We start from the raw sequence: 16,089 nt of genomic DNA, 5'->3' as shown, positions 1-16,089 counted from the left end.
CTTAGCAACGCCATCGTTTAGCGATGGAAGGTGAACCCAAAGGCGACGCCGCTCATGAAGAGCGACTGCTGTTGATCACCGCTCGAAGCATAGGGGTTGCGACCGACGCCGCGTCCCATATAGATCGTGTTCCAGTTGATGTCGATCGCGAGTTCGCGAGTCAGGTAGTAGGCGGCGCCCAGTGTCCATTCGCCGCCAACAACGCCGGTCGAGTAGGTGTCGTCTTGATTCATGCGATAGACCCAGTTGTTACCGCCGAAGACTTGAGCCTCTCCATACAGTTTCCAGTGACCGCGATGCGTGTACATCCGAGCCCCCAACTGTCCGAGCAGCATATTGTTTTCCATCGCTAGATGGTTATCGACCGGGACGATCTGACGAATCGGGAAGAAACGTTCTTCGTAGGAAACCCGCAAGGATTGATCTTTGAATTGGAAGTAACGGACGCCGATCATCGGCTCGATCCAGAGTCCGCTATGGAACTGATCTAAACGCCACATCTTGTTCAAACCAACGCTCACGGTGGAACCAACGTTCCGTTCAGCGACTTGCGGTCCGTCGATGTGCAGGGTCGATAGCAACCAACCGTGACCTTCGTCCGACATCCAGCCGGCGTCAATCTTGTTACCCCAGGTAACATCCCCTTGGCTGTTGTCCGGGGCCGCTTCACCGCGAGTGACATTCACATAGAAGCGGTGATAGTCAAAGAAGGGGCCGGTCTTGGGATCGACTCCATCCTGACCATAGACTTCGGTGATCGGCGGAGCGAACCACTGGAAGTCGTAGTCTTCTACCGGGACGTCCGTAAACGGCTGGTAGAAACCGGAATAACTTTGGTCGTACTGGGCAAATGCTGTCGTCGCCGCTAGCGAATATGCTACGACGAAGAGTCCCCAGAGCATTTTTCGGTTCATCAACATGTTCCGGTTATACCTTGTAAAGTGCTTCAGCGCTCGAGGGCTTGCCTGCCGCAATTTGATCGGAAAAATCCTGCTGTGCCGGTAGTATCGGAATTCCCATTGACGCGAGTTCAGTAAGATTGCCTTTCTCTGCCGAAAAACCGTCGCAATCGGCAGACTCGTACATCACACAGGGAGCACCAGGAGACATAGGCAAACTGCGACGATTTTAACCCTGAAAACCGCCGATTCGTTGAGCCTGCCGCCGGTCGGTTCTATATTGAAGAAGGTAATTCTTATCCTCCCCGGAGATCGCGATGTCCGCCCGATCCTACTTTTCCCTGCTTCTTGCACTAATCTTCCAGTTCACCTCCGCTTTGCTAGCGGCCCGAGCTGCGGAGACGCCAGAAAAAACGCCGGAGGAAAAGTCGAGCCCGACGTTTCTTCGCATTCATGAAGACGCCAGCGGCGCTCCGCAAGCATTGCAGACCGCGATCGTCCGCTACGTCGATCCGAAAAAGCCGGACGCCTATGTGGACCTGGTCGGCGCCGTTCATATCGGCGAACAGGCTTATTACGACCAATTGAATCAAGAATTCAAAAACTACGACGCGCTCCTCTACGAGATCGTCGCTCCCAAAGGAACGCGAATCCCCAAAGGGGGCCCCAAAAAGAACGGCAGCGCGGTGAGCGGACTGCAAAACGGCATGAAAGACTTGCTGGGACTTGAGTTTCAACTGGAGCAGGTTGACTACACGCCGAAAAATTTCGTCCATGCGGATATGAGCCCCGCAGAAATGGCGGCCGACATGGAAGAGCGTGGGGATGGCTTCTTGCAGATGTTCGCTCGTTTGATGGGAGCAGGTCTGGTCCAGCAGACCAAAGGAGAAGATATGAACACGGCGATGCTGCTGGCGCTGCTGGCCGATGATCGCCAGGTGCGAATGAAACGAATCTTCGCATCCCAAATGGATGACATGGAAGGCCAAATGCGGGCGATCGAAGGGAAGAACGGTTCGACCCTGATCTCGCAGCGCAATGCGAAAGCGTTTGAGGTGCTGCGCGAAGAGTTGGATGCTGGGAAAAAGAAAATCGGCGTCTTTTATGGCGCGGGACACTTCGCCGATATGCATCGCCGATTGGTCGAAGACTTCGGAATGCAGCCTCAGTCGACGCGTTGGCTCGATGCTTGGGACCTGACCAAGTAGTTGACCTGCGCTCTCCATCTGTCAACGCCGCTAGCAACCACCCCAGGCAGCGGCGGTTTACAGGACGATGCGGCTTTCTATACTGGCCGATTACTTTCCGAGACGCCAGCCGAAGGATCGGACCTATTCACTTCAAGGAGGCAATGCGCGTGCCGCTTCTCGCGATCAATCAACTTACAACGTTTCGCTGGTCATTTGAAATGGACGCTCGGCGACTGGCCGAGGCCGGAATCCCAGGCGTGCACGTCTGGCGACAAAAGTTGGTTGACTACGGCGTCGAAAAAGGCGCCCACTTGCTGGAAGAATATGGGCTTAAACCGGTCGCGCTAAGCTGGGCCGGCGGCTTTACCGGCAGCGATGGCCGGACTTTTGCCGACGCACTAAGCGACGGCAAGCTGGCGATCGAACAAGCGGCCGAATTGCAAGCGCCGATCATCGTCGTCCATAGCGGCTCGCGCGGCGGTCACACCGTCAATCACGCGCGGCGATTATTTCTGTCCGCGCTAGGCGAACTGCTGCCGCTCGCCGAAGAACATGACATTCAGCTCGCCGTCGAGCCGATGCACCCCGCGGCAGGCGCCGAGTGGACTTTTCTGCAATCGCTTGCCGATGCGATCGAGCTGACGAAGAAGTTCGAGAGTGACCACCTCAAGATCGTCGCCGACGTCTACCAACTATTCGGCGAAAAGAATCTGATCGAGCAGTTAAAGCAAGCGACTCCTTACCTGGCGTTGGTTCAGCTTGCCGACGCCGACGAAGCCCCGATGGGCGAACCCGATCGCCGCCCGCTCGGCTCCGGCAAACTGCCGCTGCGCGAGATTGTCACCGCGCTGCAATCGGCGGGCTACGAGGGAGCTTTCGATGTCGAGCTAATGGGACTCGAAATTGAGAACACGGACTACGACCAACTGATCTCCCAAACTCGCGGTTACTTCAACGACATCGTCGGCGCGACGACCGCCCCCCAGTCGCAACCGCTGAAATAAATCAGCGTGCCCAAGAGCTTGTACGGATCACAAAATCGACTGTCGCCCGCGGCGCACTTTCGAGATTATGCGGTGAGAAGAAGCCAAAGGCGACCGAGATATGCCGCTCTTCTAAGCGATGCAAATCGTGCGTCGCTGATGAAATCTGCGCGTTTTCTCTCCACCTGTTCCGACGCTTGAACTTTCGAGGATCAACGCGCCGCCGATCTTCCCATTTTATTGCACACACATCGCGTCTCTTGCCCTCCCAGACTTTTCCACCGTCGATTGCCGTGGTTCTCTTACCAGGTTCCAACACGTCGAATCGCGCCGCGCAGCCTGTTGCTGAATTTCACGTCAGCTCTTTGCTGAATTGAAGGCAAGCAGCAGCACTAGTAACGAAATGGGCGCCATCCGAAGGATATCACGTTAAATCTCTAACTCTAAACGTGGCCGTTGCTTGCAACCATTTCGGGTAGTCGGCACGTGCTATTGGCATGGGAAGTGCTTTAGATAACCCCCACTTGTCTTGGCTCCAAGCCTATTCCGTCGAACGGCATGCAAACTCGTTCGATCGCTATTTTTCATTCTCATTGCACAGGGCTTAGTGATCTCATGGCTCATACGATTCGAACCAAACGTGCTTTTACGTTGGTGGAACTCTTGGTGGTGATCGCGATCATCGGCGTTCTCATCGCACTCTTACTTCCGGCCGTCCAGCAAGCGCGCGAAGCGGCTCGGCGGATGCAATGCAGCAACAATCTGAAACAACTGGGACTGGCGCTGCACAACTATCACGACACGTTCGGAACGTTTCCATCAGGCGAACTCACCGTGAGTCGAATCAGTTGGCAGGCGCTGATTTTGCCGATGATCGAACAAGGCGCGCTGCGAGATCAGTTGGATACGGCCGGAGCGTTTATCGGCATCAATGGCTCGACGACGGTTCCGCCTTGGTACGCGATTCCTGCGATTGTCTCTACCGGTACGACGCCGTTGGCCCAAACGGTGATTCCGGGCTATATCTGCCCTTCGGATCCGGCGGATGAATTGAACGAACGTCTGAAGTCTGACGACACGACTTACCCCGGAGCGTTTGGCAAATCGAACTATGTTGGCGCCTACACGGCCGCTCTTTACAACAGTTCGGGGACCAAGACGGCGGACACAAAGGCCACGTTTTACGAAAACTCGAAAATCGGTTTCCGCGATATTATCGACGGAACCAGCAATACGCTGATTGTCGCCGAACGATCGAGTAAGACCCCCTACGTTGGTTCATTGTGGATTGGTTGGCATTCGTATGCACCGGGCGCAACGACCGGCGACAACGCGTTCATGCTGCGGGTCCGAATCAATCGGCTCTCCAATGACTCTCAATATGCAATCAACGGAACCATCAACCATGCTTCTAGTAGTTCGCATCCCGGTGGAGCTCAATTTCTGTTGGGAGACGGTTCCGCTCGATTTATCGGTGAGACGATAGATATCCGGACTTTTTCGGGCCTGGGAACGATCAACGGCAGCGAAGTCCTCGGCGAGTTCTAGACTCGCTGGCGATTGTCTCGTGTTCAATTGTCAAAACGCAAACTAATTTGGGACAACGTTGATGACTCGATGCTTTGCAACACTCGTTCTGATCTTGGTTCCAGTGGTCGGCCTGACCGGCTGCTGGCAAAGTGGGGGCGAATTGGGCCAAGTGACTGGAACCGTCACCTTAGATGGAAAGCCGCTTCCCGAAGCGATGGTCAGTTTTTATCCTGAAGCTGGCGGAAGATCGGCTCACGGCGTAACCGACGGGGCAGGGCAGTATCTGCTCCGCTATACGGGATCTAAAGATGGAGCCCCTCTGGGTCCACATCTCGTCAAGGTCGAAGTCGGGATACCGATGGGAGAAGGCGATTCTCCCGCCGTTCGCAAGGTTCCCCAATTGCCGGCTAAATACAATACGACCTCGGAACTAACCGCCGAAGTCAAATCGGGCTCGAACGACATCGACTTTGAATTGAAGTCCAAGTAGATGATCGCGGCCGTCGCCTTGCTCATGCGAACAGCAAGAGCAAGGCGCACTGCTGCGACACTTTATGGGGATCGCTGCTCAGTCGAACAACGGATTTCGAGTCGCGCAGATTGCTCGCAGGCCAAGCCGGTTATTTCTTTTTGCGAGCACTTTCTTCCGCCGCAGCAATTCGCCCCCGAACTGCTTCCACCTCTTGCGACTGTCCCCAAAAGTAAAGGGTCACGCCCAGGAGCAGTCCGACCAGACTCGCCGAGATGACCGCGAACGGACTTTGCGTGAACGTCGAGTTTTGGACGGCGGCCTGCGTGGTTAATACAAGGCCAACCGCGCTAATCACGAAACCGAGCGCATCCGAAAGAATCTCGCGCAGACTAAAGCCATAGTGAGCAAACACCACCAGTTTTCCGATGACTAGCTGCAGCGCAAAACCGACGACGCCAGACAGCATCAAAGCAAAAGCGATCCAGTGGAAGGCCGGAAATTCCAGCGCTTCGGCGACCCGATAAATCGGGGTCAAAATCCCAGCGCTCGTTTCTTGGGCCGCCTCCGAGTGGTCAACGCTCTTCGCGATTTCGTCCAACTGTTGCGGGAGATCGCTCTTCGGCTCATTGGCTACTTCCGGCTCGGCAGACTCTTCCTTAATCGGCGGCGCTTCCTCCGCCGGAGCCGTTTCTGCGACGGCGGGCGGATCAGGGTTCTCCTCTTGAGCCCAAGCCTGCGGTTGAACGACGCAACATGCCAGAGCGAGCAAAAAGATCAACGTTAGGAGTCGAGACATAACCTTCGCCTTTCTCACAAAATCGAGTCCAAATGGATGGGTAACGCCACGAACCTCGTTCGGGCGATCGCAATTTCGCAAATGTTTCGCTTTTCTAATGAAGACTTTCCTGCTTTCGATGGCGAACTTCAGCCATCGAGCGGTTGAGCTCAAATGGGTATTCGTTGGTCGCAGCGTAAACTTGCTTCGATTTGACCGGCTTTCGCTGTGATGAGGGAAACAGCGCCGCGAGAGGATTGAGAAAGCGGAAGAATGCAACTAAAGTAGTCCTGCGGCTCGTTTTCCGTCTTCGGAGTAGCGAGCCTTCTCGTCAGCATCGATATTCGCCTCAGACAACATCCTCTATCGATCTCCCACCAACCTTCCATTGGAGAACAGCCCATGAATTCTTTCGATGCATCGCGTCGAACTTTCCTGAAGACGACCGCCGCAGGCGTCGCCGCGACTTCTCTCGCTGTGCAAGCCCATCAATCGCAAGCCGCCGACGCGAACTCGAAACTGCGGATCGGCTTCGTCGGAGTCGGCGGACGCGGCTTTGGAGCGCATGTGAAGAGTCTTTCGGCCCTGGCCAAAGAAGGCTCCAATATCGAATTGGTCGCCGTTTGCGACGTGTACGAACACAATCGCAACCGCGCCGCTGACTACATCGAAAAAGAGAACGGCGGCAAGGTCGCTCGTTATGTCGACTTCCGCGACATGTTCGAGAAAGAGAATCTCGATGCGGTGAGCATTGGTACGCCCGACCATTGGCATGCGATTCAGGCCATCGAAGCGATGCAGGCCGGCATGCATGTCTACTGCGAAAAGCCGATGGTCAAGCAGGTCGAAGAAGCGATCGAACTGGTCAGCGTCTGGAAAGACACTGGCAAGGTAATGCAGGTCGGCGTGCAGGGAACAAGTCTGCCGATCTGGGACGCCGCTCGCGAGAAGATTGACGCCGGGATGCTAGGCAAAGTGCTGATGTATCAGACCGAGTATTTCCGCAACTCGGACATCGGCCAATGGCGCTACTACAAACTGTCGAAGGAGATGACTCCCAAAACAATCGACTGGAAGCGTTTCCTGGGCGTCGATGAAGGGCTGGCCGAGGACCAACCGTTCGATCGCGCCGTCTTCGCCCAATGGCGCCGCTTCTGGCAGTTCGGCAGCGGCATGTTCACCGACCTGTTCGTCCACCGCACGACCCAGATGATGAAAGCGACGGGACTACGGTTCCCGGCTCGGGTTACCGGCAGCGGCGGCTTGTATCTGGAATACGACGGCCGCGAAGTGCCGGATGTCGCGACGGTGGTCGCTGAGTTCAACGAAGGTTGCCAAGGTCTGGTTACCGCGACGATGGCCGCTTCAGAAACGCCGATTTCGCAACTGGTCCGCGGTCACAATGGTTCGATCGTCTTTGATCGCCCCGATACCTCGGGAGAATTCACGTTCGTCCCTGAACGTCCGCAGGTCACGCACATCAGCCCGACCGAGCTCCCTTACGAAAAGCAGATCATCAAGGCCGAAAAAGAGGCGCCCAAGGATCAAACCAAAGCGCACTTCGCGAACTGGATTACTGCGATCGAAGAGAACAAGCCGCAGTCGGTAAACAATCCGCCAGACCTGGGCGCTGCGGCGATCGTGCTAGTTAACCTCGGCGCTCGCAGCCACCGTGAAGGGAAGATTTATCGCTTTGACGACGAGAAGATGACCGTCAGCGAAGCGGACGGATCCTGGTCGAAGAAGTGGGAGAAGATCTCCAAAGAACGCGGCAAGCCTGAACATGTCCCCGGCTGGAAAGCAGGCGACACCGGCTCGACCATCAACAATCCCGACCATCAAAGTTTGGAAGGTCCGTGGATCAACGGCAAGGATCCGGCGAAGTAATTCGATCCTGGTTCGATAAATCGGATGAAAGCGGCGTCTCGCAAGAGGCGCCGCTTTTTGCTTGGCTTCGACCCAGGAAAATCGTCACACTAGCCCGTTGCGCGAGCGAGGGAATACGGCTGGCGATTCGAACACGGATTGAAGTGGCGAGCCGTATTCCCTTGCTGCCGCAACGGGCTAGTCTTTGAGTGGATCGTTACTTCTCTGGAATCACTTCCAAACAAACCAACCGATCGTCACCGCGGACATACATCAAGCCGTGCGACAAGATCGGCGCCGCCCATGCGGGATATTTGAGCAGGGGACGCTCGCGCTGGCCGGGCTTGGCTGCCTGTAGCAGATTAACCTCCGACACTAGTTCGTACTTCTCCGGGTTCGCTTTGATCAGCCGCAAGACGCCATCTTCGCTGAGACAAACGAAGTGTCCGTCCGCGTAGAGCAATGACGAGCGTGACAAACCTGCAACGCTCCACATCACTTTTCCCGTTTTCCAATCGACGCAGCGCAGCTCGGCGTTGTTGCTGTGTCGGCCGCTCGATCCGTACAGATATCCCTGGTGATGGATCGCGGTGTTCCAGTGAGTCTGCATCGACTTGTCCCGCTTCTTCTCATCATCTTGCCAAACGATGTCGTAGCCGCCGGTCTTGACCTTCAAGAGCGCACTGCCGGGCCCGTACGTTTCGGAGATGAAAACTTCGTCTCCCACAATTACCGGCGTGCTGGCGTTGACGCTATCCCGAATTCGGGCGCGCCAGGGAAACTGAAAATCGATCACGCCGGTTTCCGGCTGAAACGCGAGCAACCCTGCGCGAGCAAACGCGAAAGCGTACGGTCGGTCGCCGATCTGGGCCCAAGTCAGGCTCGCGTAGCTGGCCAGGTCGTCGCTAATGTGATAGACCACTTCGCCGGTTCGCTTGTTCAATGCGACCACGCAGCTATCATTACCGACGACGCGATCCAAATCAAAGCGGCCAAAATTGTGCGACTCTGGCGGGCTGCCGCCGACCATCACCAACAGCAGGTCGCCAAAAATCACCGGTGAACTGCCGACGCCAAAAAAGTTTTGCACCACCGCGAACTTTTTATTGAGGTCGACCTTCCATAATAGTTTCTGCGTCGAGATCTGCAGGCAATGGAGTTTTCCCTCGGCGCCGTAGATATAGACACGATCCCCCTCGATAATCGGCGACGTGCGTGGACCATTGTTATAGCCAAGCGAATCTTCGTAGGCGGTCGGATATTCGAACTTCCAGAGCAACTCGCCGGTTTCGGCGTTTAGTACGCTCAGTCGCTCGACATCGTCATAACGATCAAATTGAAAAAAACGACCGCGGCTGACCGAACCGATTCCATAGCTAGTGCCCAACTCGCGTTGCCAAACGATGCGTGGTCCCGCGGCCGACCAAGGAGCCGTTAAACCGGTCTCCGGCGACTTACTGTCGCGCGTGGGCCCTAGAAATATCGGCCAGTCGACGCCTGAGTGTCGCGTCGCCAAATCCAGCGGGAGCGTCTCGTCCCCTCGCACGGCCGAGAAGCAAGCGAGAATACCAAATACCAAAGCCGCTAGTGCGGCGATTTTTTTATTTTTCATGGCAGGATAGTTCGGTAGGTAGGTCGATGCGAAGCGAGAGATTGACTACCAGTCTACAATGACAAGCAGACGATTGCTTTCCCAGGTGCTCCGATGCCCGTTTTACGCGTCAACAACTCGATCCAGATTCCTCTGACGGAATTGAAGTTTACCTTCTCACGCAGCAGCGGCCCCGGCGGGCAAAACGTGAACAAGGTCAACTCCAAGGCGATGCTGCGCTGGGCCTTTGACCAGTCAGAGCATATCGACGATCGCGTCAAAGAGCGTCTGCGAACTCGCTGGGGAGGACGCATCAATAAAAACGGCGAGATCATTATCAGTGATGATAATAGCCGCGATCAACGAGCGAACATCGACAGTTGCCTAGAAAAGCTGCGCGTCATCTTGCTAGATTCGGCCGCGCGAGAGAAACCACGTCGCGCCACGCGCCCCAGCCGCGGTTCGGTAGAACGGCGAATCGACGCCAAAAAGCAACGGGGCGAAACCAAAAAAATGCGCCGTCCACCCGGCGCTCCGCCTGAATAAATCGCGTCAAACCGCAACTCCCCGTTTGCTTCTCGCCGGGGGGGCACGTGTAGGTTCTATTAGCACTACAAATCGGCGGCAAGATCCGAGCATTCGATAAATTCGCGCCGCCTAGCTCAAAACAGGCAGCGTGCGCTATAATTTGTCTATGGAAAATCCCGAGCATATCGACTCCATCTTAAATGATTGGCCCTTTGAAAACGGGCACCTCAGCGCGCGAATCGTAACGGGCGATGATGGTCGCGACGTGGTTCAGATGCGGATCGAAATGGGTTTGATGCAAATGGAGGTCGACGGTCGCCCCGATGGAGGCGAGCCGTTCGGTTTTGTAACCTATGCCGACTACCTGCAACAGCGGATCGATGAGGATCCCGATTACATCCTGACCGACGGCGATTGCACCGAAATCGATCGAGAATTCATCCAGTTCTATCACCGCCGCATTTGCTGGCTCGGCCTGCGTGAGTATCAACGGGCCGTTCGCGACGCCGATCAAACGCTGCTGCTGATGGACATCTGCCGCGACCACTCGGACGATGACGAGTGGATCGACTCGCACGAACAGTTCCGCCCCTTTGTTCTCTTCCATCGAATTCAAGCCGCCGCGCTAGCGACGCTTACCGATCTGACGCCGGAACGCGCGATTGAAGTGATCAATCTGGGGCTCGAAGAGATGCGCGAGGTCTTTACTGAATTCGAGTTAGAAGACGAATACGATAACGACGAGCTCGTCAAACGCTTGATCGAACTGCGCGAGCAACTACGCAGCCAATACGAAGTCGGACAGACGCTGCAAGAACAACTGTCCGAAGCAGTCGCCCAAGAAGAATACGAACGCGCCGCCCAAATCCGCGATCGCATTTCAAAACGCGAACGGTAACCTCGCAGGGCGTCTCACGCGGTTTTACTTGCGATCGCCGCGTGGAATCTCAAAGTCTTGATCCGAGTCGTCCCGCGGCAAATCACGCTCGATGACGAACTCAGGAAAAAGCGGACTTCCGTCTCCTAAACCATCCGGCGACTTGCCGTCGTAGCCGACGATAACGACACGGTAGGGCCCCCCGACGACTCCTTTGCCCTCTTCGGTCTTGTATCGCCCTTGCGTAATTCTAGCGCTGGCGCCGGGCCCCGAGTTACCTGCGGTGGTGTTGGGCTCAAAATTGATGTACCCCAACTCCACCGGCTCGCCATTAAAAGTAACGATGCCGGAACATTGGTAGGTTCGCAGACCGGATGGATCGGAAAAACAGCCGACGGCAAGCAAACAGGACAAGAGCAGAGCGCCAAGAGCCGATGTTTTTGCGTGAGAGTATCTCATTCCAATAAACTCGCTGGAGAGGGAGAGAAAATCATGATGGGCGCGACGCGGTTGCGCCGAACGATTCGACGGTGAAACGCGTGTGAAAAAGCCGAACTTAGTATCGACTTCCTACTAAAAGTTTGTGACGACTCCTTCGTCGCGACTACCTAAGACGCGATGCGTTTCCAAGTCCATCGTCTGGCTCATGAATCGAACGGAACCGTCGGCAAAATTTGCATTGCAACCACCGGGATGAAAACTGCCCATTGTCCCGTTTTGAGCGCCGCGATTCGAGAAAGCGGTGTCGATCTTCGATCCATCTTGAGCGAGCGAATTAATCTGCCATCGCGACGCGGTCATTACACCGGCGACGCCGCCGCCGGCGTCGACGCTGCGCACGCTCGACGCCCAGCCAAAATAGGCGTTGGGATAAGTAGCGGAGGCCGCCGCTCGTCCTCCGGGTCGCAATTGATACTTCGTTTCGCCGACAAGATAGGTGTTGGTCGATCCGTCGAGGACATCGCGAAAACTAATCTTGGAATCGACAAAGAGAATGCCTTCGGTAAAAAAGTAGCGATCGGTTCCCGAAGAGCAGATATCCGGCTTTTGCGTCGCGACGTTGCCGATCGCCCCGCCCATGACTCCAAAGTAAGTGCTGTTGTTCGCGTCCGACGCCGAGTTCGGATCGCTAGGACATTGATACGCGGGATTGGGCGTCAAAAAGACCGCATGATTGGCCGCGGAACCATTGGGGTCATCCGTCGGACTATGATCGGCCATCCCCGTAAATCGTGATCCCATTTCGACCTGGGCATGGAGATTCCCCTGTTCCAATTGCGGCAGAATCAGCACCGACCAGGGAGCGCCGTTGTAGGCGGTGGAAGCAGGCCATGTGCACCAATTCGTCGGATAAGACCCGCGTTTGGCCGACATCACATTGCCCGGCGGGAACACGCTGAACGTGTCGTGATAGTTATGCAGCGCGAGCCCCAACTGCTTCAGCTTGTTGGTGCAACTCATGCGACGCGCCGCTTCGCGCGCTTGCTGGACGGCCGGCAATAGCAAAGCGATTAACACGCCGATGATCGCAATAACCACCAACAATTCGACCAGCGTAAAACCGCGGCGTCGAAAATGACGGCCTCGATCGACAAGAACATTCATGGCTAATCTCCTGCGAATAAGATGAGACGGGAAGGATGCGGGACAAGCTTGACTGCGTAGCAAAGGAAATGGGAGTTCGCTGAAACTTGGATACTCGCGAAATGACTCCTTGAATTCTGTTCTGGCGGGGACAGGACCTATCGGAAATAAATCAGTCTGGCGATTTGGCCGAGGCCCAGCCGATACGGCCTGAAATGACGTTCGCCTGTTCGATCGTCACGCGTCGAATCGTCTCGAGCGATGCCTTCTTGAAACGAGCGCTGGGGCCGGTCACCCAGATCGCCGCGATGACTTCATTTCGCCGATTTCGAATGGGGGCGGCGATGCAATTGACCCCTTCGACCTGCTCCTCGCGATCGACGGCGAAACCATGCTCGCGAACTCGTTCCAACTCTTGGATGTAGGCGGTACGATCCGTAATCGTGTTATTCGTATAACGCATGAAATCGATCTGCGCGACGATCTCCTCCATTTCCGCCGTAGGAAGATGCGCAACCATCACTTTCCCCGGCGCCGACGTGTGCAATGGAAATTGGTGGCCGATCTCGACCATTACTTTGACCGCCTGAGGGCTGAGCAACTGCTCGACGACCACGCCGTGCCCTCCACTGAGGACGCCCAGCAAGACGGTTTCTTGCGTCGCGTCTCGCAAACAGCGCATCGGCCCCAATGCTTTTTCCAGCAGGTGCGACTCATTGACCGCCGCGTACCCCAGCGCCAGCAGTTTGGTCGAAGTGCTGTACAGCTTGAGAACCGGCTCTCGATTGAGATATCCGTAATCCGCGAGCGTCGTGACGATCCGAAAGATGCTGTTCTTGGGAATGCCGAGCCGCGCCGCCATTTCTGAAACGCCGAGCGCCGAGGGATCGCCAGCGATCAGTTCCAGAATCTGCAGCGCACGCACCAAGCTAGGAACGTGGTATCGGGAGTTCTCGACGACGTCATCGTGCATTTTCGCGGTAGTCATGGATGTTTCCCAATGGTTGAGCTTCGCTGCTAGTCGGCCAAAGTTGTTTGACATTTAAACTATCGTTTCATATAACAAACAGCAAACAAATTTCTAGATTTTTCGCAAATCATTTCCTTGAGCGACTCTCAGGCGCCGGACGTTGTCCTCGCCGCGCGAGTCTTCGCTGAAATCCCCAGGAGAAAAAGCATGTCGCTCACCGCACGGCATCGATTGAATTGCTTGATCGCAGCGATCCTTTTAGGGAATGTCGGCGCCGCTTTGGCGAACGACGAAGTTGCTCCGCCGGTCATCGAAGCCGACCTGCTGGTCGTTGGCGGCGCCGAGTCTGGCTGCGCGGCGGCGGTGCAAGCGGCCCGCATGGGCGTCAAGCGAATCGTGCTGGTCAACGACACCAATTGGGTCGGCGGGCAGTTCTCTTCCGAAGCTCTGGGAGCGATCGATGAGAATCGAGCGCATGAATACAACGGCAAAGTCCCGATCCCGCGTTCTGGCCTGTTTCGGGAAGTGATCGACGCGATGGAGGATAAGAACGAAGAACTCTACGGAGTGCGTCGCCCTGGGAATACGCGGGTCATTACGACCTGTCGCCCGGTGATCGCCAATGAGGTCTTTGAAGCATTGCTTCAACCGTACGAAGCGTCGGGGCAAATTCAACGCTTTTCTAATCTGCGGGTGAAGTCGGTCACGGTGCAAGACAGCCGAGTAAAGGCTGTAACCTTTGAACCGCTCGCCGAATCGGCGACTCCGTTAAAGGTGCACGCCCAATTGACGATTGACGCCAGCGACTGGGGGGACGTGATCAAGCTTTCTGGCGCTCCTTATGATTTCGGTCTGGACGCTCGCTCCGAATATGGAGAACCGCGAGCGCAAGAATCTCCGGAGCCAAACACCGATGTGAATCCCATTACCTGGTGCATGATTCTCGTCGCTCAGACGGAAGAAGCTTTGATTCCTCAGCCGGCAGGCTACGATGAACGCGACTTTCTCGGGCAATGGAAATGGATCGATGACAAATTCAATTTCGCTTCGCGGCGACTCGTCGATGGTAAAGCGCTCAAAGATCGCCAGCAGGCCGACATCTACCTAATCAATAATCCGCAAGTTGACTATCCGCTGGATGTCTTCACGGCCGACGTAGCCGCCGCACTAGAAGCGATGGAAGCAGGCGCATCAAAGAAACAGTTTGTTGACTTGACGCCGCAGCAGCGGGAGATTGTCTTTCGAGACGCGCGGCTGCGAACTTTGCAATATCTGTACTTCATGCAACAGAAATACCCCTCCTTCCGTACAATGGCGATGAGCGATGAGTTTGGCACCGCCGACAAACTCCCGCCTAAACCCTATGTGAGAGAGAGCCTGCGTCTGAAAGCGCTGCACATGATCAAAGAGCAGGAAGTCGTCGGAGCGGGCGCACAGTCCAACTACGCTCAGACGATGTTTGCCGATGGCGTCTTCTCTTGGCAGTTTGAACTCGATTTCCATCCGACGGCCCGGAAGTGGCTCAGCTCCGAAGGCGCCGCAGGCCCCTGGGACGCGACTTTTCGCGGCCAGAGAAAGTTCGGCGTGGGAGGAACAGGGCTATCGATTTTTCCGCTGCGCAGTTTCGTACCGCAGGAGATGGATGGCTTGCTAGGAGCCCAGAAGAACTTGGGGTACACCAGCATCGTCAGTTCCTCTTGCCGCTTGCACGATCAATCGATGGCGGCTGGTCAAGCGTGCGGAGCGGTCGCGGCGGTTAGCTTGCTAAAGGACGTGTCTCCGCGCGAGATGTGGCGCGATCCCCAATACCTGGCCGAAGTCTGGACCGGCTTGCTCACCCAGAAAGACGCTGCCGCCGTGGTGATCTGGCCCTTCAATGATGTCGATCCCTACGACGATGGATTTGTCGCGATTCAACAATTGGCTGTCCGCCGCTTATTTCCCCTTGCTCCCCATGAAACCAGTTTTCGGCCAGACGCACCGGCCGAAGCAGAATGGGTGGCCGAAGTGGTGAAGCACATACAGTCCCAGGGGTATGACTGCGCCGTGAACGCGATAATGCCGACGAAGACGCGTCGCGAAGCGGCAATCGCGCTTTGGAAAGCGATTCAATCGCAACCCATCCCGGCCTATGAGCGCCAGTCGCCGGACGATGCGGATGGAGACGGGATCGCCGATGCGAACGATGCGCTCCCGTTTACCGCCGGCGAGACCTCGTGGAAGTAATTCGCGAAGGACTCCGTCGCGCGATAGGCGATTAAGCGGCGCCTATCGCCAGGGAAGATAGGTGATCGCCATCGAGAACAACTCGGGAATTCGTATCGCCGTTCCGCCAAAAGCTTGCCAGCCGATGGCGCACCCGCCGACCGCAACGGCCCCGATCGCACAGCCGCCGGCAGCGCCCAAGATCCCAATCGCCAGGCCGCCTGCGGCGAGGATGCCGATCCCGACTCCCCCCAGTCCGATCGCTCCGATCGAGAGCCCGCCAAAGGAGATGAGCCCAATCGAGATTCCACCGGAGGCGAACATGCCGATCGCGACATCGCCAAAGGCGAAGACTCCCCGCGCGACGCCCATCGGCTCGGCGCCTTCTGGCCCGTAGGCGATACTAACGATCGGCAGACCGAAGAACTTTGATTCGGATTGATAACGGTACGGCTGGTGTCGATAAGCGCGACGCATGGCAAATTCTCCCGGGAGTTCGCTTATTCATTCGTCGCCCAAGCGACCTTATTAGAGCACGCGGCCAAAATTTCCCAAGAAAATAAAGCGGCGAGATCAGACGATCCCGCCGCTTTTACCAATCGCTCCCAAGTAGCAAGCT

At 56.1% G+C, this 16,089-nt stretch carries 15 protein-coding genes; 8 read left to right on the top strand and 7 right to left on the bottom strand.

What is annotated here, in order from left to right; genetic code table 11:
- Positions 1-17: 17 nt before the first annotated feature.
- The gene (locus tag DSM3645_RS12540) at positions 18-914 is read right to left on the bottom strand and encodes a hypothetical protein (RefSeq protein WP_131282506.1); all 897 of its coding nucleotides are present in this window, start codon (positions 912-914) and stop codon (positions 18-20) included.
- A gap of 302 nt (positions 915-1,216) precedes the next feature.
- Here DSM3645_RS12540 and DSM3645_RS12535 point away from each other — a divergent pair, with 302 nt between their 5' ends.
- The 4 genes from DSM3645_RS12535 to DSM3645_RS28220 all read left to right on the top strand — a co-directional run bounded on the left by DSM3645_RS12535 (position 1,217) and on the right by DSM3645_RS28220 (position 5,092).
- Positions 1,217-2,107: a hypothetical protein gene (locus DSM3645_RS12535; RefSeq protein ID WP_050769366.1), complete on the top strand. Its 891-nt coding sequence runs from the start codon at positions 1,217-1,219 to the stop codon at positions 2,105-2,107.
- A 143-nt stretch (positions 2,108-2,250) separates the two neighbouring features.
- Positions 2,251-3,093, top strand: coding sequence for a sugar phosphate isomerase/epimerase family protein (locus DSM3645_RS12530; RefSeq protein WP_002652550.1), 843 nt, complete (start codon positions 2,251-2,253; stop codon positions 3,091-3,093).
- 594 nt (positions 3,094-3,687) lie between these two features.
- A complete protein-coding gene (locus tag DSM3645_RS12525; RefSeq protein WP_002652549.1) occupies positions 3,688-4,620 on the top strand; it encodes a DUF1559 domain-containing protein in 933 nt (310 codons plus the stop codon).
- 61 nt (positions 4,621-4,681) lie between these two features.
- Positions 4,682-5,092 (top strand): carboxypeptidase-like regulatory domain-containing protein, encoded by a 411-nt coding sequence (locus tag DSM3645_RS28220; RefSeq protein WP_050769365.1) that lies wholly within the window; start codon positions 4,682-4,684, stop codon positions 5,090-5,092.
- 130 nt (positions 5,093-5,222) lie between these two features.
- On the opposite strand, the gene DSM3645_RS30920 is transcribed toward DSM3645_RS28220, so the two are convergent.
- Positions 5,223-5,870, bottom strand: a complete 648-nt coding sequence (locus tag DSM3645_RS30920; RefSeq protein WP_002652547.1) for a hypothetical protein — start codon at positions 5,868-5,870, stop codon at positions 5,223-5,225.
- A 381-nt stretch (positions 5,871-6,251) separates the two neighbouring features.
- Between DSM3645_RS30920 and DSM3645_RS12510 the strand changes: the two genes are divergently transcribed.
- On the top strand, positions 6,252-7,736 hold the full coding sequence (locus DSM3645_RS12510) for a Gfo/Idh/MocA family oxidoreductase (RefSeq protein WP_002652545.1): 1,485 nt from the start codon (positions 6,252-6,254) through the stop codon (positions 7,734-7,736).
- 196 nt (positions 7,737-7,932) lie between these two features.
- On the opposite strand, the gene DSM3645_RS12505 is transcribed toward DSM3645_RS12510, so the two are convergent.
- A complete protein-coding gene (locus DSM3645_RS12505; protein WP_002652544.1) occupies positions 7,933-9,327 on the bottom strand; it encodes a PQQ-binding-like beta-propeller repeat protein in 1,395 nt (464 codons plus the stop codon).
- Positions 9,328-9,420: 93 nt separating this feature from the next.
- Here DSM3645_RS12505 and arfB point away from each other — a divergent pair, with 93 nt between their 5' ends.
- Together arfB and DSM3645_RS12495 are read left to right on the top strand one after the other, a co-directional pair.
- Positions 9,421-9,852, top strand: coding sequence for an alternative ribosome rescue aminoacyl-tRNA hydrolase ArfB (arfB, locus tag DSM3645_RS12500; RefSeq protein WP_002652543.1), 432 nt, complete (start codon positions 9,421-9,423; stop codon positions 9,850-9,852).
- Positions 9,853-10,000: 148 nt separating this feature from the next.
- On the top strand, positions 10,001-10,732 hold the full coding sequence (locus DSM3645_RS12495) for a UvrB/UvrC motif-containing protein (RefSeq protein ID WP_002652542.1): 732 nt from the start codon (positions 10,001-10,003) through the stop codon (positions 10,730-10,732).
- Positions 10,733-10,756: 24 nt separating this feature from the next.
- Here DSM3645_RS12495 and DSM3645_RS28215 read toward each other — a convergent pair whose 3' ends face one another.
- The 3 genes from DSM3645_RS28215 to DSM3645_RS12480 all read right to left on the bottom strand — a co-directional run bounded on the left by DSM3645_RS28215 (position 10,757) and on the right by DSM3645_RS12480 (position 13,283).
- Entirely contained in the window at positions 10,757-11,170 is a 414-nt protein-coding gene (locus DSM3645_RS28215) for a hypothetical protein (protein WP_002652541.1), read from the bottom strand.
- A gap of 114 nt (positions 11,171-11,284) precedes the next feature.
- On the bottom strand, positions 11,285-12,316 hold the full coding sequence (locus tag DSM3645_RS12485; protein ID WP_002652540.1) for a DUF1559 domain-containing protein: 1,032 nt from the start codon (positions 12,314-12,316) through the stop codon (positions 11,285-11,287).
- Between the two features lie 151 nt (positions 12,317-12,467).
- The gene (locus tag DSM3645_RS12480; RefSeq protein WP_050769363.1) at positions 12,468-13,283 is read right to left on the bottom strand and encodes an IclR family transcriptional regulator; all 816 of its coding nucleotides are present in this window, start codon (positions 13,281-13,283) and stop codon (positions 12,468-12,470) included.
- A gap of 189 nt (positions 13,284-13,472) precedes the next feature.
- On the opposite strand from DSM3645_RS12480, the gene DSM3645_RS12475 reads away from it, so the two are divergent.
- Entirely contained in the window at positions 13,473-15,491 is a 2,019-nt protein-coding gene (locus DSM3645_RS12475; RefSeq protein WP_002652538.1) for an FAD-dependent oxidoreductase, read from the top strand.
- A gap of 42 nt (positions 15,492-15,533) precedes the next feature.
- Here the strand turns inward: DSM3645_RS12475 and DSM3645_RS12470 are convergent, their stop codons facing one another.
- Positions 15,534-15,947 carry a hypothetical protein gene (locus DSM3645_RS12470; protein ID WP_002652537.1) on the bottom strand — a complete coding sequence of 138 codons (414 nt, stop codon included), beginning with the start codon at positions 15,945-15,947 and terminating at the stop codon, positions 15,534-15,536.
- Positions 15,948-16,089: the final 142 nt, after the last annotated feature.

The sequence above is a fragment of the Blastopirellula marina DSM 3645 genome (assembly GCF_000153105.1).
In the GTDB taxonomy this organism is placed as follows: domain Bacteria; phylum Planctomycetota; class Planctomycetia; order Pirellulales; family Pirellulaceae; genus Blastopirellula; species Blastopirellula marina.
Note: the sequence above shows the minus strand (reverse complement) of the source record. Positions and strands in the feature narration are given on the sequence as shown.

What these genes read in the sequence shown, in the direction of transcription:
- DSM3645_RS12485 (WP_002652540.1), bottom strand. Translation starts at nt 12,316, where the DNA reads ATGAATGTTCTTGTCGATCGAGGCCGTCATTTTCGACGCCGCGGTTTT.
- DSM3645_RS28215 (WP_002652541.1), bottom strand. Translation starts at nt 11,170, where the DNA reads ATGAGATACTCTCACGCAAAAACATCGGCTCTTGGCGCTCTGCTCTTG.
- DSM3645_RS12495 (WP_002652542.1), top strand. Translation starts at nt 10,001, where the DNA reads ATGGAAAATCCCGAGCATATCGACTCCATCTTAAATGATTGGCCCTTT.
- DSM3645_RS12475 (WP_002652538.1), top strand. Translation starts at nt 13,473, where the DNA reads ATGTCGCTCACCGCACGGCATCGATTGAATTGCTTGATCGCAGCGATC.
- DSM3645_RS30920 (WP_002652547.1), bottom strand. Translation starts at nt 5,870, where the DNA reads ATGTCTCGACTCCTAACGTTGATCTTTTTGCTCGCTCTGGCATGTTGC.
- DSM3645_RS12530 (WP_002652550.1), top strand. Translation starts at nt 2,251, where the DNA reads ATGCGCGTGCCGCTTCTCGCGATCAATCAACTTACAACGTTTCGCTGG.
- DSM3645_RS12540 (WP_131282506.1), bottom strand. Translation starts at nt 914, where the DNA reads ATGAACCGAAAAATGCTCTGGGGACTCTTCGTCGTAGCATATTCGCTA.
- DSM3645_RS28220 (WP_050769365.1), top strand. Translation starts at nt 4,682, where the DNA reads ATGACTCGATGCTTTGCAACACTCGTTCTGATCTTGGTTCCAGTGGTC.
- DSM3645_RS12505 (WP_002652544.1), bottom strand. Translation starts at nt 9,327, where the DNA reads ATGAAAAATAAAAAAATCGCCGCACTAGCGGCTTTGGTATTTGGTATT.
- DSM3645_RS12510 (WP_002652545.1), top strand. Translation starts at nt 6,252, where the DNA reads ATGAATTCTTTCGATGCATCGCGTCGAACTTTCCTGAAGACGACCGCC.
- DSM3645_RS12470 (WP_002652537.1), bottom strand. Translation starts at nt 15,947, where the DNA reads ATGCGTCGCGCTTATCGACACCAGCCGTACCGTTATCAATCCGAATCA.
- DSM3645_RS12535 (WP_050769366.1), top strand. Translation starts at nt 1,217, where the DNA reads ATGTCCGCCCGATCCTACTTTTCCCTGCTTCTTGCACTAATCTTCCAG.
- DSM3645_RS12525 (WP_002652549.1), top strand. Translation starts at nt 3,688, where the DNA reads ATGGCTCATACGATTCGAACCAAACGTGCTTTTACGTTGGTGGAACTC.
- arfB (WP_002652543.1), top strand. Translation starts at nt 9,421, where the DNA reads ATGCCCGTTTTACGCGTCAACAACTCGATCCAGATTCCTCTGACGGAA.
- DSM3645_RS12480 (WP_050769363.1), bottom strand. Translation starts at nt 13,283, where the DNA reads ATGACTACCGCGAAAATGCACGATGACGTCGTCGAGAACTCCCGATAC.